The organism is Nocardioides sp. B-3 (assembly GCF_024703895.1).
GTDB lineage: Bacteria > Actinomycetota > Actinomycetes > Propionibacteriales > Nocardioidaceae > Nocardioides.
In genome coordinates, this window is record NZ_CP087968.1 from 3566481 (window position 1) to 3593314 (window position 26834).

Consider the following 26834-nt stretch of genomic DNA (forward strand, 5'->3'; position numbering starts at 1 on the left):
TGACCGAATCGTTGGCCCGGTCCCGTCGACGCGAGATCTCCTGAGCGGACCAACCCCACTCGGCAAGGAGAACACCCATGACCGCCATGCGCATCGCCACCCTCTCGACCAGCGTGCTTGCAGCCATCGCCGTCGGCGTCGGAGCACCGCCCGCCACGTCGGCCAAGTCGAGCGCGCCCAGCCACTGCCGCGCGAGCTTCGACAGTGCTGTCGAGGACTACCGACAGACGACGTTCGACAAGGACGCCGGCGGGTTCAACGCACTGCTCCACCCCGATGTCACCGCCATCTTCGCCGACGGCAGCACGCTGCTGGGCAAGGAGGCAACCGCGGGTTTCATCGACGGCTTCTTCACCGACCCGGAGTGGACCCAGACGCTCGATGTCCTCGTGACCGAGGTCGAGGGCTGCCGCTCCGGCTTCGTCCTGTTCGACTCGGTCTACACGCCGTCGCCGACGACGGACGGAGTCCCGCTGGCCATCGGCGTCACGTTCACCTTCGAGTCGGGCGAATGGCTGGTGCTGCACAACCAGGACAGCGACGGCCCGGTCTCGTAGCGACCCCGGTCCCCGGCCCCTCGCCGATGATCTCCCGGGCGGTTCTCCGGGTCTACGGCGACCCGGGCCGGGCGCTCGACAAGGTCCGTATGATTGCTGTCAGCGTGGTGGGGTCAGTTGATCTTGGACGTGTGAGGAGTGCTGATGGACGACGGCACACTGGCGGGCGATCTCGCCCGCTTGGTCGAGCGCCTGCATCAGGCGCCCAACCCCAGACGGACCGCCGAGGAGGTGGTCACCTATGCGCGTGCGCAGCTCGGCGCCGACTACGCGGGCATCAGCCTGATCAGGAGTGGCGGGCGGCTGCAGACCGTGGCGGCGACCGATCCCCTCGTCGAGGCTGCGGACCAGTTGCAATACGAGCTGGGCGAGGGCCCCGTGCCACGACAGTGCATGGCAGGGCGCCACGATGGTCTCCCGGGACCTCGCAGCGGACTCGCGCTGGCCCCTCTGGGCCCCCAAGGCCGTGGCTCTCGGCATCGGCAGCGCGCTGGGGGCGGAGCTGGTGAACAAGGCGGGCGATCGCAGGCTCGGAGCTGTGAACCTCTACTGGGCCCGGGCGCGGGTCTTCACCTCCGACGAGGTCGCGTTCGCGCACCTCATGACCCGCCACGCCGCCCTCGCCCTCGATGCGTCGCTCACCGTCGAGGGGCTCAACATCGCCCTCGACGGGCGCAAGCGCATCGGACAGGCCCGGGGGATCCTGATGGAACGCCACGGCTCGGACGAGGACCGTGCCTTCGCGGTGCTCAAGCGCTACTCCCCGGGACAACAACGTCAAGCTGCGCGAGCTGGCCGAGCAGCTGGTGGCGACCGGGCGGCTGCCTCGCGATCAGGGGACCCGGGGTGACGCACCGCACGTGCGGGGACATGACCCGACCTGAGGTGGGTACGCCGTGATGAGGTCGGGTGCGTCTCCGGCTGGCGTCGCCTGACCGGGCCCTCGGCCTGCAAAACCGCGCGGGTCGGGGGCCGCCTCCATCTGTACGGCGCCAGACGGCCCGACGTCGGGTGGTCAATCGAGCTCGCCGAGACGGGTGTGGTCGCCGCCCTCGCTCTTCGTCGTTGTCGCGCCCGGTTACTCCGCAGCCGGAGGTTCCTCGTCGGACGCATCTCGCTCGTGATCCCATCCCAACCCGAACGGGTCCGGGACGGTGCCGGCAGCCGGGTCGAAGTCGTGCTCCTGCTCAGTCATCTTCGGCTCCCTCTCCCTTGCCATGACTGAGTCGTACCCGCGGCACCCACGCTCCATACGGTCGCTTGATGCCGCGCGGTCGGGCGGCTACTTTTGACATGTGCTCGGGCATCTTCGCGCCTGCGAAGTGAGCCCACTGGTTCAAGCCACGGACCGCCCCGCGCACCCAGATCACTGCCGGGTGATAGCCCGTGACCGCCGTCCGGGACATGGCCACGTCTGTTCGTGTGCCGCCCCCGCGTCAGGAGAGGCAACGTCGCACCGCCGAGCTCCCGGCGGTTGCCCCCGAGTGTGGCGACGAGGAGAGAGGCCAAGCCCTCCGCGACGAGGTGTTGTTGATGAACCCGGGTGTCGCGCGCACACTGGCCGGGCGGTTCACCCGCCGTGGCATCGAGCTCGAGGACCTCGAGCAGGTCGCCAGCGAGGCCCCGGCCAAGGCCATCCAGAGGTTCGATCCCGCGCAGGACCACGACTTCCTGTCCTTCGCGGTCCCGACCATCAGGGGCGAGCTGCAAAGACACTTCCGTGACCTCGGATGGATGGTGCGTCCGACGCGCCGGGTCCAGGAGACGCAGTGGCGCGCCACCCGCGCCGAGGGAGAGCTCACCGTCCGCCCGGGTCGGCGACCCGACCGCGAGGAGCTGTTGGCCGAGCTCGAGATCACGGACGAGGAGTACGCCGAGGCGCAGGCGGCCCGGGGCTGCTTCCGACCGACATCGCTCGACCGACCGGCGACCATCGAGGGCGACGGCGAGGACCTGGGGAGCAACGTTGAGCGAGGAGGACCGGGGCCGGGCCGAGTGCGAGGCCCGGATGATGGTCCGGCCAGCGCTGCGCTCATTGCCGGAGCGCGACCGCCGTGTCCTCTACCTCCGGTTCTTCGAGGGCCTCACCCAGATCGAGATCGGCAACGAGCTCGGAGTGGGCCGAGCGCAGGTCTCGCGGCTCATCACTCGAGCCCCGGGGGACCTGCGTGACCAGCTCACCGGCCCGGGGGGACCGGTCGGACAGCCCGGAGTCTGCGTAAGCCCGGGTTGGCAGACCGTGTCGAAGATCGCCGTACCCACGACGCCTGCTCCCATGCATCACGAGCGAGAAGTTGGGTACGGCGCTGGCATGATCGATCAGCATCCCGTCGACCGGGCCCGGGAGGTCAGCACCGGCGAGGAGCTCGCACAGTTGTTGCACGCGCAGCACGCCGAGCTGAGCGGTGCCCTGTGCCGGATCCCGCGGCTGCACGACGGTGGCCGGGAGGACGTCTTTCTCCGGGCGCGGCGCCACCTCGCCGTGCACACGGCCCTCGAGGTCGTCGTGCTCGCGCCCCGACTGTTGCCCGTGCCGGACCACTTCCGGCTCGACACCGAGGTCCCGGCCGGGGAGGGCGGTGCCGTGGAGTCGATCGAGTTCGACGCCGCCCACGCGCGGCTCACGGTCGCCTTCCTGCACCACGTCCAGCTGCAGGAGCGGCAGGATCTCACCGGCCCCCTGTCGGAGCGCGAACGGACAGCGGTCGAGGTCGCCGTACAGCTGTGGAACGGTGACGGGGACGTCTATCTCGGCAGCACGTGGGCCGAGATGGTCACGACGGCCTGCGAGCACGTAGCAGGGGACGCGTCGCCGGTCCTTCCAGCACCTCGCCGTCCGCGCTGAAGCGCGAGCCGTGCAGGGGACAGTCCCATGAGCCTTCGGCGTCGTTCCACCTCAGGACACCGCCGAGGTCCCTGTGCTCGCCCTCGTCGAGGCATGCGCCGAAGCCTGCGCAGCCTGTGCGCAGGAGTGTGAGCGGCATACGGTCACGGATGATTTCCACAGCGTCTGTGCCGTCGCCACTCGACGGTGCGAGAGGGCGTGCCGGGCGCTGCTCGCGTGAGTCGACGAAAGAGCCCCTGACCGAGTGGTCAGGGGCTCTGTCCGTGCTGTGCTGGTGGGCGATACTGGGTTTGAACCAGTGACCTCTTCCGTGTCAGGGAAGCGCGTACCGCTGCGCCAATCGCCCGAGGTCGTGCTCTTCACTTGTGGAGCTTGGAGGTGGGTACGGGATTTGAACCCGTGTACACGGATTTGCAGTCCGTTGCCTCGCCTCTCGGCCAACCCACCACGGAGGCCTTCCCAAGAACAAGAAGGCACGGGGAGAGACCTCTCCGAGCGGACAACGAGACTCGAACTCGCGACCTCAACCTTGGCAAGGTTGCGCTCTACCAACTGAGCTATGTCCGCCTGCATTTTGTGACCGGCGAACCGGCCTCAAGTGCGAGCAGAACAGTAGCCGATGGGTAGACGGGTGCCAAAATCGGGTGGTCGATCGCGTGTCCCCGGGCCTGCTTTCGGCCGGTTGCTCTCCTAGAGTGGCGGCATGCGCGCCCGGCTCAACGGACAGCTCCTCGACGACCCGAGCGGAGCGACCCTCAGCGTCACCGACCACGGCTTCACCGTCGGTGACGGGGTCTTCGAGTCCATCAAGACACTTCGCGGGGTTCCCTTCGCCCTGAGCCGCCACGTCACGCGGTTGGGGCGCTCCGCGACGGGGCTGGGCCTCGAGGCGCCGGACGAGGCCGATGTACGCCGAGGCGTTGCCGCGGTCCTCGACGGGACCGCCGACCCGCTCGGTCGGCTGCGGATCACCTACACCGGGGGACCGGCCCCGATGGGTTCCGGTCGCGGTGACGGGCCGGCCACGCTCGTCGTCGCCTACTCCGCCATCGACCCGTTCCCGGCCACGACCGCGGTCAGCACGGTGCCCCGGGCCCCGCAACGAGCGCAGTGCGACCGCCGGCCTCAAGACCACGTCGTACGCCGAGAACGTGATCGCCCTCGCGCACGCGAGCGAGCGAGGGGCCACCGAGGCGATCTTCGCCAACACGCTCGGCGACCTCTGCGAGGGCACCGGCTCCAACGTCTTCTACGTCGTGGACGGCGAGCTCCGCACCCCGACCCCGGCGAGCGGCTGCCCGGCCGGCGTCACCCGGGCCCCGGTGCTCGAGTGGTGTGGGGGAGTGGAGGTCGACGAGCCGATGAGCGACGTCGCCGAGCGGATGAGCGAGGCGTTCCTCGTCTCCACCACGCGTGACGTCCGGGCGATCAGCCCGCTGGGACGACCGCGACCTACCGGCCCCCGGCCCGGTCACCGCGGAGTGTGCGCGCACGTGGGCGCAGCGCGAGTCCGACAACCTCGACCCCTGATACTTGGAGGGTGACCGACTCGGACCCCGCCATCGCCGCACGTCTCAAGCGCACGCCCGACGGGCTGGTGCCGGCGATCGCGCAGCAGCATGACACCGGAGAGGTGCTGATGCTCGGCTGGATGGACGACGAGGCGCTCGCGCGCACCTTGAGCACCGGTCGGGCGACGTACTGGAGCCGCTCCCGCAACGAGTACTGGGTCAAGGGCGACACCAGCGGCCACGTCCAGCACGTCCGCGAGGTGCGACTCGACTGCGACGGCGACACGATCCCGGTCAAGGTCGACCGGGTCGGCGCGGCCTGCCACACCGGCGACCGCACCTGCTTCGACGCGGACCGGCTCGATGGCTGAGACCCGCAAGACGTTCGGTCCGGTGCTGCTGCTCGGCCTCGCCAGCGGGATCCTCGCGGCCGTGGCCGGCGCCCGCCCGTGGGTGAGCGGGTCGTCCGGCAGGGTCGACACGTCGAGCGCGTCGGCCGCGGCCACCTTCGACACGACCGGCATCCGCGAGTCACCGCTCGCCGCCGCGCTCGCGCTCGTGGTGCTTGCGTGCTGGGGCGTCGTCCTCGTGACGCGCGGTCGCGTGCGCCGTACGGTCGCAGCGCTCGGCGCCGTGGCCGCGATCGGCGCCCTCGTCACCACCGTCCTCGCGTTCTGGTCGCTGCAGGATGCGCTGACCGACGCGTTGCTCGAGGCATCCGGCACCGACACGGCCCGGAGTCAGCCTCAACGGCTGGTACGCCGCAGCGCTGATCGGCGCCGTCGGCAGCGTCGTCGCCACGGTCCCGGCGGTCGTGAAGATCCCGTCCTGGCCGGAGATGGGCACGCGCTACGACGCACCGACGGGGGAGGTCGCGCCCGGGGAGCCCGAGGGCAACATCGACATCTGGAAGGCCCTCGACGAGGGCGATGACCCGACGGAGCCGGGCCGCCCCCTAAACTGAGCCGGCACGGACTGACCGAACAGCGCAGCCACGATCAGGAGCACTTCACATGGCGGACAACCACGGCAACACCCTCGCGGCCCGGACCGGCGTCGGCGTTGCCATGCTCGGCTTCCTCGTCGGCTCGATCGCGCTGATGCTGACGCCGGTGAGCATGCCGATCTTCTGGATCGGCGTCGCCCTCGGCGTCGTCGCGTTCCCGCTGTTCCTGATCCTCGCCAAGCTCGGTTTCCACACCGAGCACCACTGAGCCGATGGGCGAGCGGGCCCGCAGGCTCGCCTGCCCGCTCGCGGTCGGCGGCGCTGTCGCGGCCGCCACCCCGGCCCTGCGCCTGCGTGATCCGCACGTGTCGGGCGCCCGGGGCCTGTGTCCCACGAAGGCGTTGACCGACCTCGACTGTCCGTTGTGCGGCAGCCTGCGCGCGGTCAACGACCTGACCCACCTCGACGTCGGAGCCGCACTGTCGAGCAACCCGGTCTTCGTCCCGGCGGTCCCCGCGATCCTCTTCTTCTGGGGCCGCCGGCTGCGGGCCTGCTGGCGCGGCGGCGAGGCGATGCGCCCCGTGAAGATCCGGTCCCGGGGTGTGGATCGCCGGCCTCGTCGTGCTCACGGTCTTCACGGTGGTGCGCAACCTGCCCGGCAACGTGCTCGCTGCCTGAGCCACCCGTCAAAGCGCTGGTGTCGGAGTGAGAGGGTAGGGACATGTCCGTGCTCGATGAGATCATCGCCGGCGTCCGCGAGGATCTCGCCGCTCGCGAGGCCGCCACGCCCCCGGCCGACGTGCGTGCCGCGCTCGCCGACGTCGACCCGGCGCGTGACCCGATGCCGCACTTCCGCGCGGCGGGTTCGAGCGTGATCGCCGAGGTGAAGCGCAGCAGCCCGAGCAAGGGTGCGCTGGCGGACATCCCCGACCCGGCGGTGCTCGCTGCGGCGTACGCTCGAGGCGGCGCAGCCGCGATCTCCGTGCTCACCGAGCAGCGCCGCTTCAACGGCACCCTCGACGACCTGCGCGCCGTGCGCGCGGCCGTCGAGACGCCGATCCTGCGCAAGGACTTCATCGTCTCCAGCTACCAGCTCGTCGAGGGTCGCGCCGCCGGCGCCGACCTCGCCCTGCTCATCGTGGCTGCCCTCGACGACACCGGGCTGCGCCGGTTGTACGCCGAAGCGCGCGAGCTCGGACTGACGGTCCTCGTCGAGGTCCACGACGAGCCGGAGACCGAGCGAGCGGTCGAGCTCGGCGCCGAGCTGATCGGCGTCAACGCGCGCAACCTCAAGACCCCCGGCCGTCGACAACGACACCTTCGGCCGACTCTCGAAGCTGATCCCGGACGACCGCGTCAAGGTCGCGGAGTCCGGCATCAGCGGCCCCGATGACGTGCAGCGGTTCGTCGACGAGGGCGCCTCCGTGGTGCTCGTCGGCGAGGCGCTGGTCAGGGACGGCGACCCCGAGGCAGCCGTCCGTGCGATGACAGGAGTGGCATGACGACGACCGGATCCGATCAGCGCTGGGACGCCGACGAGCGCGGCTACTTCGGCGACGCGTGGGGTGGCCGCTTCATGCCGGAGGCCCTCGTCGCCGCACTGGACGAGGCTGACCGAGGCCCGGCAGACCGCCATGGCCGACCCCGAGTTCGTCGCGTCCTTCGAGAAGATCTGCCGCGAGTACGCCGGCACCCCGAGCCTGCTCTACCACGCAGAGCGCCTCTCGACGCGGGTCGGCGCCCGGGTGCTGCTCAAGCGCGAGGACCTCAACCACACGGGCGCGCACAAGGTGCGCAACGTGCTGGGCCGAGCGCTGCTGACCAAGCGGATGGGCAAGAGCCGGGTCATCGCCGAGACCGGCGCAGGCCAGCACGGCGTTGCCAGCGCGACTGCTGCGGCTTACTTCGACCTCGACTGCACCGTCTACATGGGCGCCGTCGACACCCGCCGCCAAGCCCTCAACGTCGCGCGCATGCAGCTCCTCGGAGCCAAGGTCATCCCCGTCGAGTCCGGCAGCGCCACCCTCAAGGACGCGATCAACGAGGCGCTGCGCGACTGGGTCGCCAGCGTCGACCACACCGCCTACCTCTTCGGCACCGCCGCCGGACCGCACCCGTTCCCGAGCATGGTGCGTGACTTCACCCGCGGCATCGGCGACGAGGCGCGGGCCCAGTGCCTCGAGCAGTACGGCGCACTGCCGGACGCCATCGCCGCGTGCGTCGGCGGCGGCTCCAACGCGATCGGGCTGTTCACCGCCTTCCTCGAGGACGAGGACGTCGCGATCTACGGCTTCGAGCCCGGTGGCGACGGCGTGGAGACGGGCCGGCACGCCGCGACCATCCACGCCGGCGAGGCGGGGGTGCTGCACGGCGCCCGCACCTACGTCCTGCAGGACGAGGACGGCCAGACCATCGAGTCCCACTCGATCTCGGCCGGCCTCGACTACCCCGGCGTCGGACCGCAGCACGCGCACCTCGCGGCGACCGGCCGGGCGACGTACATCCCGGTCACGGACACCGAGGCGATGGAGGCCCCGGCGCTGCTGAGCCGCACCGAGGGCATCATCCCGGCCATCGAGTCGGCGCACGCGCTGCACGGTGGCCTCGAGGTCGCTCGCCGGCTCGGCGAGGAGAAGGGCCCTGACGCGACGGTGATCATCAACCTGTCGGGTCGCGGCGACAAGGACATGGGTACGGCGATCGAGTGGTTCGGTCTCGGCGACGCGGAGGAGCAGAAGTGAGCGCCGCGATCGCCTTCGAGAAGGCGCGAGCCGAGGGTCGTGCCGCGCTCGTCGGCTACCTCCCGGCCGGGTTCCCCACGGTCGACGGGTCGATCGCGGCCCTGACGACGATGGTCGACGCGGGTTGCGACGTGATCGAGATCGGCCTGCCCTACAGCGACCCGGTGATGGACGGCCCGACCGTCCGGGCCGCCGCCCAGCAGGCCCTCGACGGCGGGATCCGGACCACCGACGTGCTGCGAGTCGTCGAGGCCGTGGCCGCCACCGGTGTGCCGACCCCGGTGATGACCTACTGGAACCCCATCGAGCGCTACGGGGTCGAGCGCTGGGCCGCCGACTTCGCGAGTGCCGGGGGAGCGGGCCTGATCACTCCCGACATCACGCCCGACTACAGCGCCGAGTGGATCGCCGCGGCCGACCAGCACGACCTCGACAAGGTGTTCCTGCTCGCGCCGAGCTCGACCGACGAGCGCATCGCGATGACGACCGCCGCCTGCCGCGGCTTCGTCTACGCCGCCGCAGTCATGGGCGTCACCGGCGCCCGGACCAGCACCTCCGAGCTGGCCGGTCCGCTGGTCGCCCGTGCCAAGGCCACGACCGACCTGCCCATCGGGGTCGGGCTGGGCGTCAGCAACGGCGACCGGGCGGCCGAGATCGCGGCCTACGCCGACGGTGTGATCGTCGGCTCCGCCTTCGTCCGCACCATCCTCGACCACCCCGGTGACGAGGCAGCCGGCCTCGCCTCGCTGCGCGCCCTCACCGAGGACCCGGCGCGGGGAGTGCGTCGTGGCTGACGTCCGGCGCTGGCTCGCCGTCGGCGTTGCCGCAGGGCTGCTCTCCGGGTGCGGGCCCTCGGTGGGCATGTCCGCCGGTCACGAGATGACGGGGACGGTGCTCGACCCGCCGTTCCCCGTCGCCGCTGACGCCCCGGTGGACGGCGACAGCTCGCCGTACAGCCCGGTCGAGGACACGGACAAGGACCTCACGCTGGTCTTCTTCGGCTACACCCACTGCCCGGACATCTGCGGGATCGTGATGTCGACGATGGCCTCGGCCATGACGCGGCTCTCCGCGGACGAGCGTGACGAGGTCGACGTCGTGTTCGTGACCACCGACCCCAAGCGCGACACTCCGGAGGTGGTCGGCGACTACGCCACCAACTTCGATCCGGGGTTCATCGGCGTCAGCGGTGGCATCCAGACCATCATCGATGTCGCCAAGCCCCTCGGCATCGCCGTCGAGCAGGGCGACAAGCTGCCCACGGGCGGCTACGACGTCACCCACGGCACCCAGATCGTCGCCATCGACGCCGACGACGAGGGCATCGCCTACTGGAGCGAGGACGTCTCCTCCGCCCAGCTGGCAGCCGACCTCCAGCACCTCCTGAGCGAATGAGCTGACTGAACCCAGATGCTGACGCTGATCATGGCCTTCTCTCTTCCCAGCCCGAGCCGGGGCACGTGGGAGATCGGGCCCTTCCCGCTGCGCGCCTATGCCTTGTGCATCATCGCCGGCATCGTCGTGGCGATCTGGATCGGCGAGCGCCGCTGGGTCGCCCGCGGCGGCACCTCCGGCGAGGTGTCGGACCCGGCGATCTGGGCGATTCCGTTCGGCCTCGTCGGGGCCCGGCTCTACCACGTGGCGACCGACTGGCAGCAGTACTTCGGGGACGGGCAGAACCCGGTCGAGGCGCTCTACATCTGGCGCGGCGGCCTCGGTGTCTGGGGCGGCATCGCGATGGGTGCCCTCGGTGTCGTCATCGGTGCCCGGTTGCGCGGCATCAGGCTGCTGCCGGTCCTCGACGCGATGGCGCCGGGTGTGCTGGTCGCGCAGGCGCTGGGCCGCTGGGGCAACTACTTCAACCGGGAGCTCTACGGTCGGCCCACCGACCTGCCCCAGGGGCCCGGAGATCGACCCGGACCTCAACGATGGCGTGCGCTACCAGTACGCCGCCGACGTCGTGTTCCACCCGACGTTCCTGTACGAGTTCCTCTGGTGCCCGGCGGCCTTCGTCGTCGTCATCTGGGCCGACCGGCGCTTCCGCCTCGGGCACGGTCGCGTGATCGCGCTCTACGTCATGGCCTACACCGTCGGGCGCTTCTGGATCGAGCGGCTGCGGATCGACGACGTCCAGCTCTCCGACGTCGGCGGGCTGAGGTTCAACGAGTGGACTTCGATCGTGCTGTTCGTGCTGGCCACGGCCTACTTCGTGTGGGCGGGACGCAAGCACCCCGGGCGCGAGGAGACCGTCTACTCCCGCGAGCCCGTGACGGAGGCCACGTCGCAGTCTGCGGACTGAGATCGCTGTCTCACGACAGCCCTGCGCCGGTGATAGATTTCGATTCGCGCGGGCCAATGCCGTCCCCTGCCGATCGCCATCACCCGCGTTCACGTCCCGTCCTCGACGGCCCGCGTGAGCGCACGACGACGGGAGAACGCCCAGATGGACGCCTTCTCACCGCCTGCAGGCCGAGCCACTTCGGGACTACTTGCGGGCCCCCGGGCACAAGGGCTCTACGACCCTCGCCATGAGCACGACGCGTGTGGCGTGGCGTTTGTCGCCACGCTGACCGGTGTCGCCAGCCACGACATCGTGGCCAAGGCGCTGACCGCGCTGCGCAACCTCGACCACCGCGGCGCCGCCGGCGCCGAGACCAATTCCGGTGACGGTGCGGGCATCCTGATGCAGGTGCCCGACGCGTTCCTGCGCGACGTGGTCGACTTCGACCTCCCCGGGGCCGGCAGCTACGCAGTCGGCACCGCGTTCATCCCCGGCGAGTCCGACGGCGTCGACAAGGTGAAGGCCCAGATCGAGCAGATCGCCGGCGAAGAGGGCCTGAGCGTCCTCGGCTGGCGCGAGGTGCCGACCAACTCGGACGTGCTGGGCGCCACCGCGAAGAGCGTGATGCCGAGCTTCGTCCAGCTGTTCGTGGCCGGTGCCGGCAAGCGCGTCGCCGGGATGGCGCTCGAGCGCCTCGCCTTCTGCCTGCGCAAGCGCGCCGAGCACGATGCCGACGTCTACTTCCCGTCGCTGTCGGGCCGCACGCTTGCCTACAAGGGCATGCTGACGACCGACCAGCTCGACAACTTCTTCCCTGACCTGCAGGACGAGCGGGTGGCCTCGGCGCTGGCCGTCGTGCACTCGCGGTTCTCCACCAACACCTTCCCGAGCTGGCCGCTGGCGCACCTGTTCCGGTTCATCGCCCACAACGGCGAGATCAACACCGTGATGGGCAACCGCAACTGGATGCGGGCCCGCGAGGCGCTGCTCGAGAGTGACGTCATCCCCGGTCCGCTGGACCGGCTCTACCCGATCTGCACCCCGGGCCACTCCGACTCCGCGTCCTTCGACGAGGTGCTCGAGCTGCTGCACATGGGCGGCCGCTCGCTGCCGCACTCGGTGCTGATGATGATCCCCGAGGCGTGGGAGAACCACACCGAGATGGACGCGCAACGTCGTGCGTTCTACGAGTTCCACTCCTCGATGATGGAGCCGTGGGACGGCCCCGCCTGTGTCGTGTTCACCGACGGCAGCCAGATCGGCGCGGTCCTCGACCGCAACGGCCTTCGCCCCAGCCGCTACTGGGTCACCGACGACGGACTCGTCGTCCCGGCCTCCGAGGTCGGCGTGCTCGACCTCGACCCCGCCACGGTCGTGCGCAAGGGCCGCCTCCAGCCCGGCAAGATGTTCCCGGTCGACACCGACGAGCACCGCATCGTCGAGGACGAGGAGATCAAGTCCGAGCTGGCCGGCGAGCACCCCTACGACGAGTGGCTGCACGCCGGGCTCATCCACCTCGACGACATCACCGAGCGCGAGCACATCGTGCACACGCACGCCTCGGTGACGCGTCGTCAGCAGATCTTCGGCTACAGCGAGGAGGAGCTGCGCGTCCTGCTCACCCCGATGGCCAACACCGGCGGCGAGGCGCTCGGCTCGATGGGCACCGACACGCCCATCGCGGCCCTCAGCGACAAGCCGCGGCTGTTGTTCGACTACTTCGCGCAGCTGTTCGCGCAGGTCACCAACCCGCCGCTCGACGCCATCCGCGAGGAGCTCGTCACCTCGCTGAACGGCACCATCGGCCCGGAGGCCAACCTGCTCGAACCGGCGCCCGCGTCGTGTCGCCGGGTCGTGCTGCCGTTCCCGGTCATCTCCAACGACGACTGGCCAAGATCCGCCACATCAACCGTGACGGCGACATGCCCGGCTTCATCACCCACGTCTCCCGGGGCCTCTACGAGGTCGAGGGCGGCGGCGCCGCGCTGGCGAAGCGGATCGACGAGATCTGCGCCGAGGTGTCCGAGGCGATCGCCGGCGGCGCCCGCGTCATCGTGCTCTCCGATCGGCACTCCACCGCCGATCTCGCGCCGATACCGTCACTGTTGCTCACCGGCGCGGTCCACCACCACCCGGTGCGCGAGAAGACCCGCACCCGGAGTCGGTCTCCTGGTCGAGGCCGGTGACGTGCGCGAGGTGCACCACGTCGCCCTTCTCGTCGGGTACGGCGCCGCGGCGGTCAACCCCTACCTCGCGATGGAGTCCGTGGAGGACCTCGCGCGCGAGGGCTACTACGTCAAGGTCGACCCCGAGAAGGCCGTCGCCAACCTGATCAAGGGCCTCGGCAAGGGCGTCCTCAAGGTGATGTCGAAGATGGGCGTCTCCACCGTGGCGTCCTACACCGGCGCTCAGATCTTCGAGGCCGTCGGGCTCTCGCAGTCCGTCGTCGACAAGTACTTCACCGGGACCACGTCCAAGCTGGGCGGGATCGAGCTGGAGACGATCGCCGAGGAGGTCGCGAGGCGCCACGCTTCGGCGTACCCCCGAGGCGGGATCGCGCCTGCTCACCGCGAGCTGCAGATCGGCGGGGAGTACCAGTGGCGTCGCGAGGGCGAGCCGCACCTGTTCGACCCGGAGACGGTGTTCCGCCTCCAGCACTCGACCCGCACGGGCAGCTACGAGATCTTCAAGCAGTACACCTCGCGCGTGGACGAGCAGTCCGAGCGGCTGATGACGCTGCGTGGGCTGTTCCGCTTCAAGGACGGCGCGGCCACCGGTCGCCCGGCGATCGGCATCGACGAGGTCGAGCCGGTGAGCGAGATCGTCAAGCGCTTCTCGACCGGTGCGATGTCCTACGGCTCCATCAGCCGGGAAGCCCACGAGACCCTCGCCATCGCGATGAACCGCCTCGGCGGCAAGTCCAACACCGGTGAGGGCGGCGAGGACGCCGATCGTCTCTACGACCCCGAGCGCCGCAGCTCGATCAAGCAGGTCGCGTCCGGCCGGTTCGGCGTCACCAGCGAATACCTCACCAACGCCGACGACATCCAGATCAAGATGGCGCAGGGCGCCAAGCCCGGCGAGGGTGGTCAGCTGCCCGGTCACAAGGTCTACCCGTGGGTGGCCAAGACCCGGCACTCGACGCCCGGCGTGGGCCTCATCAGCCCGCCGCCGCACCACGACATCTACTCCATCGAGGACCCGGCTCAGCTGATCCACGACCTCAAGAACGCCAACCCGTCGGCCCGCGTCCACGTGAAGCTGGTCTCCGAGGTCGGCGTCGGCACGGTCGCGGCGGGTGTCTCCAAGGCGCACGCCGACGTCGTGCTGATCTCCGGTCACGACGGCGGCACCGGCGCCTCGCCGCTGACGTCGCTCAAGCACGCCGGCGGTCCGTGGGAGCTCGGCCCGGCCGAGACCCAGCAGACGCTGCTCCTCAACGGGCTGCGCGACCGGATCGTGGTGCAGGCCGACGGCCAGCTGAAGACCGGTCGCGACGTCATCATCGCGGCGCTGCTCGGCGCCGAGGAGTTCAGGCTTCGCGACCGCTCCGCTGGTCGTGTCGGGGCTGCATCATGATGCGGGTCTGCCACCTCGACACCTGCCCGGTGGGCGTCGCGACGCAGAACCCCGTCCTGCGTGCGCGCTACAACGGGCAGGCCGACCACGTCGTCAACTTCTTCACCTACATCGCCGAGGAGGTGCGTGAGCTCCTCGCCGAGCTCGGTTTCCGCAGCCTCGACGAGGCCATCGGCCGAGTCGGCTCGCTCGACATCGAGCGTGCCGTGGGCCACTGGAAGGCGGCGGGTCTCGACCTGACGCCGATCCTGCACCGAGCCTCGGCGCACGGCGAGTTCGGCCAGTTCGAGGGCCGGGACCTGCGCAACACCAAGGGTCAGGACCACGCCCTCGAGAAGGCGCTGGACAACGAGCTGATCAAGCTCGCCGCCCCGGCGCTCGAGCACGGCGAACCGGTGCGTGCACAGGTCGCCGTACGCAACGTCAACCGGACGGTCGGCACCATGCTCGGCCACGAGGTGACCAAGCGCTACCGCGGCGAGGGTCTTCCGGACGGCACCATCGACATCACCTTCACCGGCTCGGCCGGACAGTCGTTCGGCGCCTTCGTGCCGCGCGGTGTCACGCTGCGCCTCGAGGGTGACGCCAACGACTACGTCGGCAAGGGCCTGTCGGGCGGACGCATCGTCGTACGCCCCGACCTCAACGCCGTCTTCGACGCGAGCGAGCAGGTCATCGCCGGCAACACGATCGGCTACGGCGCGACGTCGGGCCAGATCTTCTTGCGCGGCAAGGCCGGCGAGCGCTTCTGCGTCCGCAACTCCGGTGCGACTGCCGTGGTCGAGGGCGTCGGTGACCACGGCTGCGAGTACATGACCGGGGGAGTGGTGCTCGTGCTCGGCCCCACCGGTCGCAACTTCGCGGCCGGCATGTCGGGTGGCCACGCGTTCGTGCTCGACCTCGACGAGGGCCGGGTCAACCCGGAGCTCGTCGCCCTCGGACCCGTCATCGGCGACGCGGTCGAACAGCTCAAGACCCTGATCACCCAGCACGGCGAGGAGACCGGTTCGACGGTTGCCGCCGCCCTGCTGGCCGACTGGGACACCGCGCTGGGCCGCTTCACCGAGGTGATGCCCCGCGACTACAAGCGCGTCCTCGACGCCCGGGCGGAGGCCCTCGACGAGGGCCTCACCGAGGACGAGGCCAACGCACGCATTATGGAGGTGCTCCATGGCTGACCCGAAGGGCTTTCTGAAGGAAGGCCGCGCCGTTGCGACCCGCCGTCCCGTGGACGAGCGCGTGGGCGACTGGAACGAGGTCTACCCCGACGGGATCGGCCGCGCGCTGCTGCCGATCATCACGCCGCAGGCAGGGCGTTGCATGGACTGCGGCATCCCGTTCTGCCACCGGGGGCTGCCCCGCTCGGCAACATCATTCCCGAGTGGAACGACTCCGGTCTGGCGTGACGACTGGGAGGGTGCGATCGAACGGTTGCACGCGACCAACAACTTCCCGGAGTTCACCGGCCGGCTGTGCCCGGCGCCCTGCGAGACCGCCTGCGTGCTGGGCATCAACCAGGACCCGGTCACCATCAAGAACGTCGAGGTCTCGATCATCGACAAGGCGTGGGAGTCGGGCTACGTCCGGCCCCAGCCGCCGGAGTGGCTCTCGGGCAAGACCGTCGCCGTGATCGGCTCCGGCCCCGCGGGCCCGGCCGCCGCGCAGCAGCTCACGCGCGCCGGTCACACCGTCGCCGTCTACGAACGCGCCGACAAGATCGGCGGGCTGATGCGTTACGGCATCCCCGAGTTCAAGATGGAGAAGAAGCACCTCGACCGTCGCCTCGACCAGATGAAGCGGAAGGCACCGTCTTCCCGCGCCGGCGTCGACGTCGGTGCGGAGCTCACGGGTCCCCAGCTGGTCGACCGCTACGACGCGGTCGTGCTGGCCATGGGCGCCACCGAGGCGCGCGACCTGCCGGTGCCCGGGCGCGAGCTCGCCGGCATCCACCGGGCGATGGAGTTCCTGCCCCGGGCCAACCGCGTCGCGCTCGGCGAGGAGGTCGATGGCCAGATCCCGGCCACCGGCAAGGACGTCGTCATCATCGGCGGCGGTGACACCGGCGCCGACTGCCTCGGCACCTCCACCCGCCGGGGCGCACGCTCCATCACCCAGCTCGAGATCATGGCGCAGCCGCCGGAGAGCCGTCCGAACGGTCAGCCGTGGCCGACGTACCCGATGACGTTCCGTGTCTCGTCGGCCCACGAGGAGGGTGGCGACCGCGTCTACGCGATCTCCACGCAGGAGTTCTCGGGCGACGACGACGGCAACGTGTCGGGTCTGCGCCTGATCGAGGTCGACGCGAAGTTCCAGCCCATCGAGGGCACCGAGCGGGAGATCCCGGCCCAGCTGGTGCTGTTCGCCATGGGCTTCGTCGGCCCCGAGAAGCCGGGTCTCATCGAGCAGCTCGGAGTGGAGCTGGACGCGCGTGGAAATGTGGTGCGCAATGGGGTCTACGCCTCGAGCGTCGAGGGTGTCTTCGTGGCCGGCGACGTGGGTCGCGGCCAGTCGCTGATCGTGTGGGCGATCGCCGAGGGTCGCGCCGCCGCGGCCGCCGTCGACACCTTCCTCACCGGCTCGTCGACGCTGCCCGTGCCGATCAAGCCGACGGATCGACCGCTGGTCGTCTGACGTTCACGGACTGGGGCTTTGGATCGATCAAAGATCCGCTAGGGTCGAGTGGTGCGAAGAGCGAAGATTGTCTGTACCCTCGGCCCTGCGGTCTCCAGTGCGGAGGCCATCCGTGAGCTCGTCGATGCCGGGATGGACGTCGCCCGGCTCAACATGAGCCATGGCGAGTACGCCGACCACGAGCGGGCCTACCACCCGGTCCGCAAGGCGAGTGACGAGTCGGGGCACGGCGTCGGGATCTTCGCCGACCTGCAGGGTCCGAAGATCCGGCTGGGCCAGTTCGCCGACGGACCGGTCAAGCTGAAGAAGGGCGCCACCTTCACGATCACCACCCGCGACGTCCTCGGTGACGTGGACCAGAGCGGGACGACGTACGACGGACTGCCCGGCGACGTGAAGGTCGGCGACCCGCTGCTGATCGACGACGGCAAGGTCCGGCTCCGGGTGACCGCGGTCGAGGGGACCGACGTCGTGACCGAGGTGATCGTCGCCGGCAAGGTCTCCAACCACAAGGGCATCAACCTGCCCGGCGTCGCGGTGTCCGTGCCGGCGCTGTCCGAGAAGGACACCGCGGACCTGCGCTGGGCGCTCAGGCTCGGCGTCGACTTCATCGCCCTCAGCTTCGTGCGCAACGCCGCCGACGCCGAGGACGTGCGCGCGATCATGCGCGAGGAGGACATCTTCGTCCCGGTGATCGCCAAGATCGAGAAGCCGCAGGCGATCAAGAACATCGACGAGATCGTCGACGCCTTCGACGGAATCATGGTCGCCCGCGGCGACCCGGGCGTCGAGTGCCCGCTCGAGGACGTGCCGATCCACCAGAAGCGGATCATCGACAAGGCGCGGCGCAACGCCAAGCCCGTCATCGTCGCCACGCAGATGCTCGAGTCGATGATCGCCGCGCCCGCCCCGACCCGGGCCGAGGCCAGCGACGTCGCCAATGCCGTGCTCGACGGGGCCGACGCGGTGATGCTCTCGGGCGAGACCAGCGTGGGGGAGTACCCCATCATCGCGGTCCAGACCATGGCGCGCATCGTCGAGTCGACCGAGGACCACGGCCTGAGCCACATGGCCGCCGTGACTCGGCAGCCGCACACGCGCGGCGGCATCATCGCGAAGGCCGCCGCCGAGGTGGCCGAAGCGGTCGGGGCGGTCTTCCCCGGTCGCCTTCACCGTCAGCGGCGACTCGGCCAAGCGGCTCTCGCTACCGCGGCCCGATCCCCATCCCGGCGTTCACGCCCGAGGCGCGGACGCGCTCGCAGCTCGCGATGACCTCGGGGTGTCGAGACCTTCCCGGGGGCCGAGGTCGAGCACACCGACGAGATGGTCCGCCCGGGTCGACGAGGCACTGATCCACGTCGGGCGGGTCAAGGAGGGCGACCTCGTCGTCATCATCGCCGGGAGTCCGCCCGGGATCCCCGGCTCGACGAACGCCCTGCGCATCCACCGGATGGGCGATGCGATCAACGGAGCCGCGCCGGCCTATCGGCGTACGACCTGAGTCAGGCCTTCGGGCCTCCCGAGCAGTGAGTGAGCCACATTCTGCAGGCGCGGAATGTGGCTGTGACACCCCCGGGTCGGCGTGTCGCGACGCTGCGCATTGGAGGGGTGGGTCAGCCACATTCGAGGGCAGGAAAATGTGGGTGGCGCACCGCTGAAGGGATGACCCGTCCAGCGGGGGCAATACTGATACATCGGCATACGCGCTGACTTGGCGTTGGCAGTTGGGCGTACGGCGATCTATGCGCAGCGTGATTTCAGGCGAGCCTTCTCGAACTGCCGACGCGCGTGGACGCCAGATCTGTATCTGCTCGCGTGGTGCCCCGGGTGAGATTCGAACTCACACTGAATGCTGTTTGAGAGCATCGCCTCTGCCGTTGGGCTACCGGGGCCAACAGCGAGGAAACCGTACCCGACTAGCCTTGCCCCCGTGACCGACCCCGCCACCGTGAGCCAGCCCGCACCCCGACGCGTCGTCATTGCCGAGGACGAGGCACTGATCCGGATGGATCTCGCCGAGATGCTGGGCGAGGAGGGGCTACGACGTCGTCGGCCGGGCCGGCGACGGACAGAAGGCGATCGAGCTCGCGCAGGAGCTGCGGCCCGACCCGGTGATCCTCGACGTGAAGATGCCGATCCCGGACGGGATCGCGGCCGCCGAGCAGATCGCCGGTGAGCGGATCGCACCGGTCGTCATCCTCACGGCCTTCTCCCAGCGCGAGCTGGTCGAGGCGGGCCGGGGACGCCGGTGCGATGGCCTACCTCGTCAAGCCGTTCACCCGCACCGACCTCGGTGCCGGCGATCGAGATGGCCGTCAGTCGCTTCGACGAGGTCACGGTGCTGGAGCGTGAGGTCGCCGACCTGCAGGAGTCGCTGGAGACACGCAAGGCCGTGGAGCGGGCCAAGAGCGTCCTGCAGGCGCAGCTGGGGCTCAGCGAACCGGAAGCCTTCCGGTGGATCCAGAAGACAGCGATGGATCTTCGCCTGTCCATGCGGCAGGTGGCCGAAGGAGTTGTCGAGCACGGTCCCGCACGCGATTGATCCTCGATCAACGGGCAGATCATCGAAACACTTCAGTCACAAAAGGATCACAGCAGCGAAAGTTGCGGGGTGAAGGGTGATTCAGAGCACATCGATGGTGCTAGGTTTCGCTGCACCCGACCATGCGGGTTCACGCATGGCCAGAGACGTTAACCGGAGGACCAATGTTGCGAACCACGAGGCCCAAGCGCGCAGTGATTGCGCTCATCGCCACTGCTGGGCTCACCCTGAGTGCCTGTGGCACCACCGACTCGGGTGACGGTGGCGACGACAGCAACGCGAGCGCCGAAGGCGGCGCCTGTGACCAGAGCATCGCCTTCTTCGGCCCGGAGACCGGCCCCGCAGCCGGCCTCGGTGCGCCGATCATCCAGGGCGCACAGCTCGCCATCGACCAGTACAACGCCGAGGCTGACTGCGAGGTCGGCTTCGAGATCCGCGACTCGCAGGGTAGCCCCCGACGAGGCTCCGTCCCCGGCGACTGAGGTTGCCGGCGACGAGTCCATCATCGGCGTCGTCGGTCCCGCCTTCTCGGGTGAGTCCGCCGCTGCTGGTCCGATCTTCGCCGAGGGAGGGGTTCCGACCATCAGCCCGTCGGCCACCAACCCGGCGCTGTCGACCAACGGCTGGGACACCTTCCACCGTGCGCTCGGCAACGACGCCACCCGGGGTCCTGCCGCCGCGGCCTACATCAAGGACACGCTCCGTGGCCAAGTCTGTCTTCGTGATCGATGACGCTTCCGAGTACGGCGCCGGCCCGGCCGGCATCATCGAGGAAGACCTCGGCGACACCGTCGTCGACACCGACACCATCCAGACCGGTCAGACCGACTTCTCGGCGACCGTCACGAAGGTCAACTCCTCCAAGCCCGACGCGGTCTTCTTCGGTGGCTACTACGCCGAGGCGACGATCCTCATCGGCCAGTTGCGCGACGGTGGTTTCGACGGCACGTTCGTCGTGGCCGACGGCGTGAAGGACCCGGCCTACCTCGACGCCAAGAAGGCTGCCGAGGGCACCATCATCACCTGCCCCTGCATCCCCGACACGGACCCGGCGGTGGCTGAGTTCGCGGCTGCCTACGAGGCCGAGTTCGGCGAGGCTCCCGGCACCTACGCCGCCGAGGCCTACGACGCCGCCCAGATCTTCCCGGACGGCATCGGCTCGGGCATCGACAACCGCGCGGACATGCTCGAGTTCGTCAACGGCTACGACGAGGCGGGCATCACCAAGCAGCTGAAGTTCGACGAGACCGGCGAGCCGGCCGACGTTCACGTCTACGCCTACACCGTCAAGGGCGGCGCGATCGTGCCCGAGGGCGAGATCAAGTGATCCACGGCTGAGCCGTTTCACACCATGACAAAGGCGCGGCCGGGGACGCATGTCCCCGGCCGCACCCTTGTCCAGATCCGAGGGCCGGAGTCTTTCGTGAACTTCGAATTCTTCTTCAACAACCTGCCTGAGCTCACCATCACCGGGCTGGCATTCGGCTCCATCTATGCGCTGATCGCCTTGGGCTACACGATGGTCTACGGCGTCCTGCAGCTGATCAACTTCGCTCACTCCGAAGTGTTCATGTACGGCACGTTCGCCATGTTGTGGACGGTCATGGCGTTCAACGCGGGTGAGGCCAACGGCGCCAAGCTGATTGCCATCCTCATCGCCTCCCTGATCGCGGCCATGGTGGTGTCGGCGATCATCGCGCTGATCCTCGAGCGGGGTCGCCTACCGACCGCTCATCAACCGCAACGCGCCGCGCCCGGTGGCGCTGATCTCCGCGATCGGTGCCTCGTTCGTGCTCGCCGAGCTGATGGGTCTTCGCGACCGCATCGCCGGTTGGGTGGGGCTCGACGACAACTTCTCCGAATACGTCGGCAAGGCCCGCATCAACAACAGCATGGCCGGCGTGCTCGACAAGCCGCGCTTCAACATTGGTGACGTCGGCATCGCAGGCATCGACGTCATCGTGATCGTCGCGGCGATCGGCATGATGGTCATCCTCGACCAGTTCGTACGCCGATCGAGGCTCGGCAAGGGCATCCGCGCCACTGCGCAGGACCCGGAGACGGCCTCGCTCATGGGCGTCAACCCGACCCGGACCATCCAGATGACCTTCCTGATCGGCGGCCTGATGGCCGGCGTCGCCGCCTTCCTCTACATGCTCAAGATCGAGACCACGAAGTACGACGTGGGCTTCCTCCTCGGGGTGAAGGCCTTCACCGCCGCAGTCCTCGGCGGCATCGGCAACCTGCGCGGGGCCCTGCTCGGAGGACTCGTGCTGGGTGTCGCCGAGAACTGGGGCCGGGCACTGTTCGGCAGCGAGTGGCGTGACGTCATCGCCTTCGTGCTGCTGGTCCTGATCCTCCTCGTCCGACCCACGGGTCTACTGGGCGAGTCGCTCGGAAAGGCGCGAGCATGAAGTCGAAGTTCACCAACCTGCCCAAGCCGGCCAAGATCGCGCTGTGGGTGCTGCTGGCCGTGTTCGCCTACGCACTCCCGCTGCTCGAGCCGCCGTTCATCAGCACCCCCGGCGTCGACTTCGGAGGCGTGCTCTTCACCGTCACGATCTACTGCTTGGTGGCGCTGGGCCTCAACATCGTCGTCGGCTATGCGGGGCTCCTCGACCCGGGATACGTCGGGTTCTACGCCATCGGCGCTTACACCGCTTGCCATCGCCACCACCTTCCACGCGAACTGGCCGTTCCTGCTGGCACTGCCCTTGGGTGTCGCGGTCGCGATGCTCTCTGGCGTGCTCCTCGGCGCGCCGACCCTGCGAGTACGTGGCGACTACCTCGCCATCGTGACGCTCGGCTTCAGTGAGATCATCCGGCTGACGGCCGTCAACCTCGAGTGGTTGGGTGGCAACAAGGGCATCCCGGGCATATCGAAGCCACCGAGCTTCGGCGGGGATGAGGGCCTCTTCCAGATCCCCCACCTGCTCTGGGACAACGGCACGGTCCTCATCGACACCCGGGACACGACCGCATTCCTCAAGTTCGGCGTGCTCGACCAGATCCCGTACTACTGGATGGGCCTCACGGCTGTCTTCGTGGTCCCGGCAGCCGACGTCCTGATCAAGAACAGCCGCGTCGGTCGCGCCTCGGGAGGCGACGCGCGAGGACGAGGACGCCGCCGAGCTGATGGGTGTCCCGACCTTCAAGTTCAAGCTGCTCGCGTTCGCGACCGGCGCTTTCGTCGGAGGCCCGGCCGGTGGGCTCTACGCCACTCGCCAGAGCTTCATCAACCCCCAGTCGTTCCTGCTGCTGTTCTCGATCCTGTTCCTCGCGGCCGTGGTCGTGGGTGGCCGGGGCAACAGGTGGGGCGTGATCGTCGGTGCGATCCCCGGTGGCCTACCTGCCTCAGCGGTTCCGCGAGTTCGACGACTTCCGCGTCCTTGCGTTCGGCCCGGCCCCGGTCCTGCTCGCGACGCTGCGACCCGAGGGTCTGCTGCCGCCGCGACGCACGGTTCGCGCCAAGCAGCTCGAGCACGAGCTGATCGAGCTCGAGCAGGGCGTCGATGACGACAGCCCCGGCGACGGCGGCAATGACGGAGAGGAGCAGGCGCGTGTCTGAACGCATCCCGGAGATCGACAACCTGACGCTCCGCTTCGGCGGCCTCACGGCCCCGGACGACGTGTCACTGCACATCAACGAGGGCGAGATCCCGGGCCTGATCGGGCCCAACGGCGCCGGCAAGACAACCTGCTTCAACGCGGTCACCGGCGTCTACCGCCCGACGAGCGGGGACATCAAGTTCCGGGGCTCCTCCATCGTCGGCATGAAGAAGCACCAGATCACCCAGAACGGCATCGCCCGGACGTTCCAGAACATCCGGCTGTTCCCGACGATGACCGCGCTGGAGAACGTCCCGGTCGGTACCGACGCCCGGCACCGCACCGGCATGCTCACTGCGCTGTTCCGCCTTCCGAGGCACCGCCGCGAGGAGCAGGAGGGGCACGACCGCGCGATGGAGCTGCTCCGCTTCATGGGCATCCACCGCAAGGCCGACGAGCTCGCCGCCAACCTGTCGTACGGCGACCAGCGACGCCCGGAGATCGCGCGCGATGGCCACGGAGCCCAAGCTGATCTGCCTCGACGAGCCGGCGGCCGGGTTCAACCCGGCCGAGAAGGTCCAGCTCATGGAGCTCATCCGCAAGGTGCGTGACCGGGGTTTCACCGTGCTGCTCATCGAGCACGACATGAAGCTGGTCATGGGCGTCACGGACCGCATCGTGGTGCTCGAGTTCGGGCGCAAGATCGCCGAGGGCGCGCCTGCTGAGATCCACGACAACCCGGCGGTCATCGCCGCCTACACCGGGAGTGGACGAAGAAGATGCTTCTTGAGGTCGAGGGCCTGTGTGTCAACTACGGACACATCGAGGCCATCCGTGACATCAGCTTCGGCGTTCCCGAAGGAACCGTCACCACGCTGATCGGCGCCAACGGCGCCGGCAAGACCACCACGCTCAAGACGGTGTCGGGGTTGCGCAAGGTGCGAGCCGGCACGGTCAGGTTCGAGGGCAAGGACATCACCGACGTTGCGCCGTACGACCGGGTGAAGCTGGGCATCAGCCAGTCTCCCGAAGGCCGTCGCTGCTTCATCGGCATGACCGTGCGGGAGAACCTCGAGATGGGCGCCTACAGCCGCACCGACCGCAAGTCGGCCGCCTATCGGGAGGACCTCGAGCGCGTGCTCACGTTGTTCCCGCGGCTCGAGGAGCGCATCGACCGAGTGTCCGGCACCATGTCGGGCGGCGAGCAGCAGATGCTGGCGATGGGCCGCGCACTCATGTCGCGGCCGCGGCTGCTGCTGCTCGACGAGCCCTCCATGGGCCCGGCTCCCAAGCTGATCGCACAGATCTTCTCGATCGTGACCGAGATCAACAAGCAGGGCACCACCGTGCTGCTGGTCGAGCAGAACGCCGCCCGGGCGCTCAAGCGGTCCGACGAGGCGCACATCCCGGAGACCGGCTCCATCGTGCGCTCGGGCACCGGTTCCGGATCTGGCCGGCGACCCGGCCGTGAAGGCCGCCTACCTCGGTGGCGACGTCTGAGCACCACCTGATCAAACGCACAGCGGCCCGGCTCCTTGAAGGAGCCGGGCCGCTGTCGTCGTACAGGTGCTACAGGACCTTGGACAGGAACGCCTGCGTGCGCTGGTGCTGGGGGTTGCCGAGCACCTCGTGCGGGTCGCCCTCCTCGACGATGACGCCGCCGTCCATGAAGACGAGCTTGTTGCCCACCTCACGGGCGAAGCCCATCTCGTGGGTGACGACCATCATCGTCATGCCCTCGGAGGCCAGTGTCTTCATGACGTCGAGGACGTCACCGACGAGCTCCGGGTCGAGCGCGGACGTGGGCTCGTCGAAGAGCATCATGTCCGGGTTCATCGACAGCGCCCGGGCGATGGCCACGCGCTGCTGCTGGCCACCGGACAGGTGCGCAGGGTAGACGTTCTCCCGGCCGGAGAGACCGACCTTGTCGAGGTTGGCACGGGCGATCTCGATGCACTCCTTCTTCGAGCGCCGCCGGACCTTCTCCTGCGCGACGGTGAGGTTGCGCAGCACCGTCATGTGGGGGAACAGGTTGAACTGCTGGAAGACCATGCCGATGCGGGAGCGGACCGCGTCGAGGTCGGTCTCGGGGTCGATGATGTCGACACCCTCCACCGGGACCTGACCGGAGTCGGGCTCCTCGAGCCGGTTGATGCACCGCAGCAGCGTGGACTTGCCCGACCCGGACGGGCCGATCACGCAGACGACCTCGCCGTTGTCGACGTGGAAGTCGATGCCCTTGAGCACCTCGTTGCTGCCGAACGACTTGTGCAGGTCGCGGACTCGGATGGCCGGGGCCGTCGGGTCGACGGAGATGGTTTCCTCGGACATGGTCACCGTGCCCTTTGCTGCCGACGCTCGAGCCACGCGACGAGGCGGGTGAGCGGCAGCGTGATGATGATGTAGAGGATCGCGGCCTGGATCAGGCTGGTCGCGGTGCCGGCGGTGGCGCTGGAGGACATGAAGTCGCGGGCGATCGTGGTCAGCTCACGCTGGTCGGCGGCGAAGCCGATCACGAACAGCAGCGCGGTGTCCTTGATCAGGAGTACGAACTCGTTGGTCAGTGGCGGGATCACGATCCGGAAGGCCCGGGGGAGCACCACCGTGACCGTGGTCCGGCCCGCACTCATGCCCAGCGACCGGGCGGCCTCGGTCTGACCCTTGGGCACGGCCTCGGATGCCGGCCCGGATCGTCTCGGCCATGTAGGCCCCAGCGACCGGGATCAGGCCCACGACCCCGGCACCGACGGTCCCACCCGGGGGTGTCCAGCCACTGAAGGCGATCGGGATGCCGAAGGCCATCAGCAGCACCACCAGCAAGGCAGGCAGGGCACGGAAGAACTCGATGTAGGCCGTGGCCAGCCACCGGTAGGCCCCAATCGGCGAGAGCCGCATCAGGGCCAGGACCACAGCGAGGACGAGGCCGACGCCGAACGCGATCGCGGTGTAGATGATGGTGTTCTTGACACCGATCGTGATCAGGTCGGGCCAGGTGCCCCAGTCGCCCTTGAACGGGTTGCCGATGCCGCCGGGAGCGAAGAAGTTGGCCCGGATGGTCGGCCAGTCGGCGGCCGGGATCAGGAGGAGCAGCAACCCCAGCAGGACGGCGTAGAGGACCGCCCTGCCGAGGTTGCGTCGCGTCTTGCGCTTCAGAGGCACGTGCAGGTCACTCGGTTGCGAAGTAGGAGTTGAAGATCTCGTCGTAGGAGCCGTCCGCGCGCATCTCGGTGAGCTGCTCGTTGACGGCGTCGACCGGGGCGGTGTTGCCCTTCTTCATCGCCGGGCCGTAGGCCTCGTCGGTGGAGTAGGTCTCCACGACGCTGAAGCCGCCGGCGTCCCGGTGGTTGATGTTGACGGGGAGGTCCTGCAGCAGCGCCTCGACCTGTCCGGCCTTGATGGCCCGGAACATCTCGGCATCGCTCGGGAACGAGACCAGCTCGGCGCCGGTGGCGTTCTCCTCGGCGTAGGCCTTGCCGGTGGTGCCCTGCTGGACACCGACCTTCACGCCGTCGAGGTCGTCGATGCTCGCGATGTCGGAGCCCTCGGTGACGAGGAGCGACTGCTGCGAGTCGTAGTAGCCGTCGGAGAAGTCGAGGGAGGCCTTGCGCTCGTCGGTGATCGTCATCGCGCTGGCGGCCATGTCGCACTGACT

25 protein-coding genes, 4 tRNA genes and 12 pseudogenes are annotated in these 26834 nt (G+C 69.2%); 32 read left to right on the forward strand and 9 right to left on the reverse strand.

Annotated elements, in window-relative coordinates; genetic code table 11:
* Positions 1-77 precede the first annotated feature (77 nt).
* Positions 78-557: a nuclear transport factor 2 family protein gene (locus LP418_RS23660; protein ID WP_257953926.1), complete on the forward strand. Its 480-nt coding sequence runs from the start codon at positions 78-80 to the stop codon at positions 555-557.
* Between the two features lie 99 nt (positions 558-656).
* Here the strand turns inward: LP418_RS23660 and LP418_RS23665 are convergent, their stop codons facing one another.
* Entirely contained in the window at positions 657-965 is a 309-nt protein-coding gene (locus LP418_RS23665; protein ID WP_257953927.1) for a hypothetical protein, read from the reverse strand.
* Here LP418_RS23665 and LP418_RS23670 point away from each other — a divergent pair.
* The 3 genes and pseudogenes from LP418_RS23670 (at position 850) to LP418_RS23680 (ending at position 3402) form a co-directional block, all read left to right on the forward strand.
* Positions 850-1407 carry a GAF and ANTAR domain-containing protein gene (locus tag LP418_RS23670; RefSeq protein WP_442939993.1) on the forward strand — a complete coding sequence of 186 codons (558 nt, stop codon included), beginning with the start codon at positions 850-852 and terminating at the stop codon, positions 1405-1407. The two genes, LP418_RS23665 and LP418_RS23670, sit on opposite strands and share 116 nt — an antisense overlap.
* Positions 1408-2090: 683 nt before the next feature.
* A pseudogene (locus tag LP418_RS23675) lies at positions 2091-2279 on the forward strand (sigma factor); the annotation flags it as partial.
* A 286-nt stretch (positions 2280-2565) separates the two neighbouring features.
* Positions 2566-3402: a sigma factor-like helix-turn-helix DNA-binding protein gene (locus LP418_RS23680; protein ID WP_257953929.1), complete on the forward strand. Its 837-nt coding sequence runs from the start codon at positions 2566-2568 to the stop codon at positions 3400-3402.
* Between the two features lie 272 nt (positions 3403-3674).
* Here LP418_RS23680 and LP418_RS23690 read toward each other — a convergent pair.
* From LP418_RS23690 to LP418_RS23700, 3 genes are all read right to left on the reverse strand, one after another.
* Positions 3675-3748 (reverse strand) — tRNA-Val (locus LP418_RS23690).
* A 27-nt stretch (positions 3749-3775) separates the two neighbouring features.
* Positions 3776-3849: transfer RNA gene (locus LP418_RS23695), tRNA-Cys, on the reverse strand.
* A gap of 47 nt (positions 3850-3896) precedes the next feature.
* A tRNA-Gly gene (locus LP418_RS23700) sits at positions 3897-3969 on the reverse strand.
* Positions 3970-4105: 136 nt separating this feature from the next.
* On the opposite strand from LP418_RS23700, the pseudogene LP418_RS31440 reads away from it, so the two are divergent.
* The 16 genes and pseudogenes from LP418_RS31440 to LP418_RS23775 form a co-directional block, all read left to right on the forward strand.
* A pseudogene (locus LP418_RS31440) lies at positions 4106-4375 on the forward strand (aminotransferase class IV); the annotation flags it as partial.
* Positions 4308-4946, forward strand: coding sequence for an aminotransferase class IV (locus LP418_RS31445; protein ID WP_336276125.1), 639 nt, complete (start codon positions 4308-4310; stop codon positions 4944-4946). The pseudogene LP418_RS31440 and the gene LP418_RS31445, both read left to right, overlap by 68 nt.
* Positions 4943-5284, forward strand: coding sequence for a phosphoribosyl-AMP cyclohydrolase (gene hisI, locus LP418_RS23710; protein WP_257953932.1), 342 nt, complete (start codon positions 4943-4945; stop codon positions 5282-5284). Before LP418_RS31445 ends, hisI begins: the two co-directional genes overlap by 4 nt.
* Positions 5277-5877: pseudogene (locus LP418_RS23715) on the forward strand (Trp biosynthesis-associated membrane protein). The gene hisI and the pseudogene LP418_RS23715 overlap by 8 nt, the downstream one beginning before the upstream one ends.
* A 49-nt stretch (positions 5878-5926) precedes the next feature.
* Complete coding sequence (locus LP418_RS23720; protein ID WP_257953934.1) at positions 5927-6127, forward strand: HGxxPAAW family protein; 201 nt, start codon at positions 5927-5929, stop codon at positions 6125-6127.
* Positions 6128-6131: 4 nt separating this feature from the next.
* Positions 6132-6380 (forward strand): annotated as a pseudogene (locus LP418_RS23725) (DUF2752 domain-containing protein); the annotation flags it as partial.
* 200 nt (positions 6381-6580) lie between these two features.
* A pseudogene (trpC, locus tag LP418_RS23730) lies at positions 6581-7361 on the forward strand (indole-3-glycerol phosphate synthase TrpC).
* Positions 7358-8600: pseudogene (trpB, locus tag LP418_RS23735) on the forward strand (tryptophan synthase subunit beta). The pseudogenes trpC and trpB overlap by 4 nt, the downstream one beginning before the upstream one ends.
* Positions 8597-9394 (forward strand): tryptophan synthase subunit alpha, encoded by a 798-nt coding sequence (gene trpA, locus LP418_RS23740; protein WP_257953935.1) that lies wholly within the window; start codon positions 8597-8599, stop codon positions 9392-9394. The pseudogene trpB and the gene trpA overlap by 4 nt, the downstream one beginning before the upstream one ends.
* Entirely contained in the window at positions 9387-9995 is a 609-nt protein-coding gene (locus tag LP418_RS23745) for an SCO family protein (RefSeq protein ID WP_257953936.1), read from the forward strand. The genes trpA and LP418_RS23745 overlap by 8 nt, the downstream gene beginning before the upstream one ends.
* A gap of 30 nt (positions 9996-10025) precedes the next feature.
* Positions 10026-10442: pseudogene (locus tag LP418_RS23750) on the forward strand (prolipoprotein diacylglyceryl transferase family protein); the annotation flags it as partial.
* A gap of 91 nt (positions 10443-10533) precedes the next feature.
* The gene (locus tag LP418_RS23755) at positions 10534-10899 is read left to right on the forward strand and encodes a prolipoprotein diacylglyceryl transferase family protein (RefSeq protein WP_257953937.1); all 366 of its coding nucleotides are present in this window, start codon (positions 10534-10536) and stop codon (positions 10897-10899) included.
* Positions 10900-11043: 144 nt separating this feature from the next.
* A pseudogene (gltB, locus tag LP418_RS23760) lies at positions 11044-15638 on the forward strand (glutamate synthase large subunit).
* The gene (locus tag LP418_RS23765) at positions 15631-17091 is read left to right on the forward strand and encodes a glutamate synthase subunit beta (RefSeq protein ID WP_257953938.1); all 1461 of its coding nucleotides are present in this window, start codon (positions 15631-15633) and stop codon (positions 17089-17091) included. Before gltB ends, LP418_RS23765 begins: the two are co-directional and overlap by 8 nt.
* Positions 17092-17142: 51 nt before the next feature.
* Positions 17143-18363 (forward strand): pyruvate kinase, encoded by a 1221-nt coding sequence (pyk, locus tag LP418_RS23770; RefSeq protein ID WP_257953939.1) that lies wholly within the window; start codon positions 17143-17145, stop codon positions 18361-18363.
* Positions 18314-18592 (forward strand): annotated as a pseudogene (locus LP418_RS23775) (pyruvate kinase alpha/beta domain-containing protein); the annotation flags it as partial. The gene pyk and the pseudogene LP418_RS23775, both read left to right, overlap by 50 nt.
* Positions 18593-18907: 315 nt before the next feature.
* On the opposite strand, the gene LP418_RS23780 reads toward LP418_RS23775, so the two are convergent.
* Positions 18908-18983, reverse strand: a tRNA-Leu gene (locus LP418_RS23780).
* Here LP418_RS23780 and LP418_RS23785 point away from each other — a divergent pair.
* From LP418_RS23785 to LP418_RS23825, 12 genes and pseudogenes are all read left to right on the forward strand, one after another.
* Positions 18941-19633 (forward strand): annotated as a pseudogene (locus tag LP418_RS23785) (ANTAR domain-containing response regulator). The gene LP418_RS23780 and the pseudogene LP418_RS23785 sit on opposite strands and share 43 nt — an antisense overlap.
* A 194-nt stretch (positions 19634-19827) precedes the next feature.
* Complete coding sequence (locus LP418_RS23790; protein ID WP_257953940.1) at positions 19828-20115, forward strand: hypothetical protein; 288 nt, start codon at positions 19828-19830, stop codon at positions 20113-20115.
* A gap of 22 nt (positions 20116-20137) precedes the next feature.
* On the forward strand, positions 20138-20365 hold the full coding sequence (locus tag LP418_RS34390; RefSeq protein WP_442940312.1) for a hypothetical protein: 228 nt from the start codon (positions 20138-20140) through the stop codon (positions 20363-20365).
* Positions 20337-20960, forward strand: a complete 624-nt coding sequence (locus LP418_RS23795) for a branched-chain amino acid ABC transporter substrate-binding protein (RefSeq protein ID WP_257953941.1) — start codon at positions 20337-20339, stop codon at positions 20958-20960. The genes LP418_RS34390 and LP418_RS23795 overlap by 29 nt, the downstream gene beginning before the upstream one ends.
* A 96-nt stretch (positions 20961-21056) precedes the next feature.
* Positions 21057-21566 (forward strand): ABC transporter permease subunit, encoded by a 510-nt coding sequence (locus LP418_RS23800; protein WP_257953942.1) that lies wholly within the window; start codon positions 21057-21059, stop codon positions 21564-21566.
* On the forward strand, positions 21469-22047 hold the full coding sequence (locus tag LP418_RS23805) for a branched-chain amino acid ABC transporter permease (RefSeq protein ID WP_257953943.1): 579 nt from the start codon (positions 21469-21471) through the stop codon (positions 22045-22047). The genes LP418_RS23800 and LP418_RS23805 overlap by 98 nt, the downstream gene beginning before the upstream one ends.
* Positions 22044-22448 carry an ABC transporter permease subunit gene (locus tag LP418_RS31450; protein WP_336275797.1) on the forward strand — a complete coding sequence of 135 codons (405 nt, stop codon included), beginning with the start codon at positions 22044-22046 and terminating at the stop codon, positions 22446-22448. The genes LP418_RS23805 and LP418_RS31450 overlap by 4 nt, the downstream gene beginning before the upstream one ends.
* Positions 22348-22668: pseudogene (locus LP418_RS34395) on the forward strand (ABC transporter permease subunit); the annotation flags it as partial. The gene LP418_RS31450 and the pseudogene LP418_RS34395, both read left to right, overlap by 101 nt.
* Before the next feature lie 100 nt (positions 22669-22768).
* A complete protein-coding gene (locus LP418_RS34400) occupies positions 22769-23149 on the forward strand; it encodes an ABC transporter permease subunit (protein WP_442940313.1) in 381 nt (126 codons plus the stop codon).
* 44 nt (positions 23150-23193) lie between these two features.
* A complete protein-coding gene (locus LP418_RS23815) occupies positions 23194-23793 on the forward strand; it encodes an ABC transporter ATP-binding protein (RefSeq protein ID WP_257953944.1) in 600 nt (199 codons plus the stop codon).
* On the forward strand, positions 23768-24061 hold the full coding sequence (locus LP418_RS23820) for a hypothetical protein (RefSeq protein ID WP_257953945.1): 294 nt from the start codon (positions 23768-23770) through the stop codon (positions 24059-24061). The genes LP418_RS23815 and LP418_RS23820 overlap by 26 nt, the downstream gene beginning before the upstream one ends.
* Complete coding sequence (locus tag LP418_RS23825; protein WP_257953946.1) at positions 23962-24693, forward strand: ABC transporter ATP-binding protein; 732 nt, start codon at positions 23962-23964, stop codon at positions 24691-24693. The genes LP418_RS23820 and LP418_RS23825 overlap by 100 nt, the downstream gene beginning before the upstream one ends.
* Positions 24694-24751: 58 nt before the next feature.
* Here LP418_RS23825 and LP418_RS23830 read toward each other — a convergent pair whose 3' ends face one another.
* The 4 genes and pseudogenes from LP418_RS23830 to LP418_RS23845 all read right to left on the reverse strand — a co-directional run bounded on the left by LP418_RS23830 (position 24752) and on the right by LP418_RS23845 (position 26822).
* Positions 24752-25513, reverse strand: coding sequence for an amino acid ABC transporter ATP-binding protein (locus LP418_RS23830; RefSeq protein WP_257953947.1), 762 nt, complete (start codon positions 25511-25513; stop codon positions 24752-24754).
* A gap of 2 nt (positions 25514-25515) precedes the next feature.
* The gene (locus LP418_RS23835) at positions 25516-25812 is read right to left on the reverse strand and encodes an ABC transporter permease subunit (RefSeq protein ID WP_257953948.1); all 297 of its coding nucleotides are present in this window, start codon (positions 25810-25812) and stop codon (positions 25516-25518) included.
* A gap of 112 nt (positions 25813-25924) precedes the next feature.
* A pseudogene (locus LP418_RS23840) lies at positions 25925-26341 on the reverse strand (ABC transporter permease subunit); the annotation flags it as partial.
* A gap of 7 nt (positions 26342-26348) precedes the next feature.
* Complete coding sequence (locus tag LP418_RS23845; protein WP_257953949.1) at positions 26349-26822, reverse strand: transporter substrate-binding domain-containing protein; 474 nt, start codon at positions 26820-26822, stop codon at positions 26349-26351.
* Positions 26823-26834 lie beyond the last annotated feature (12 nt).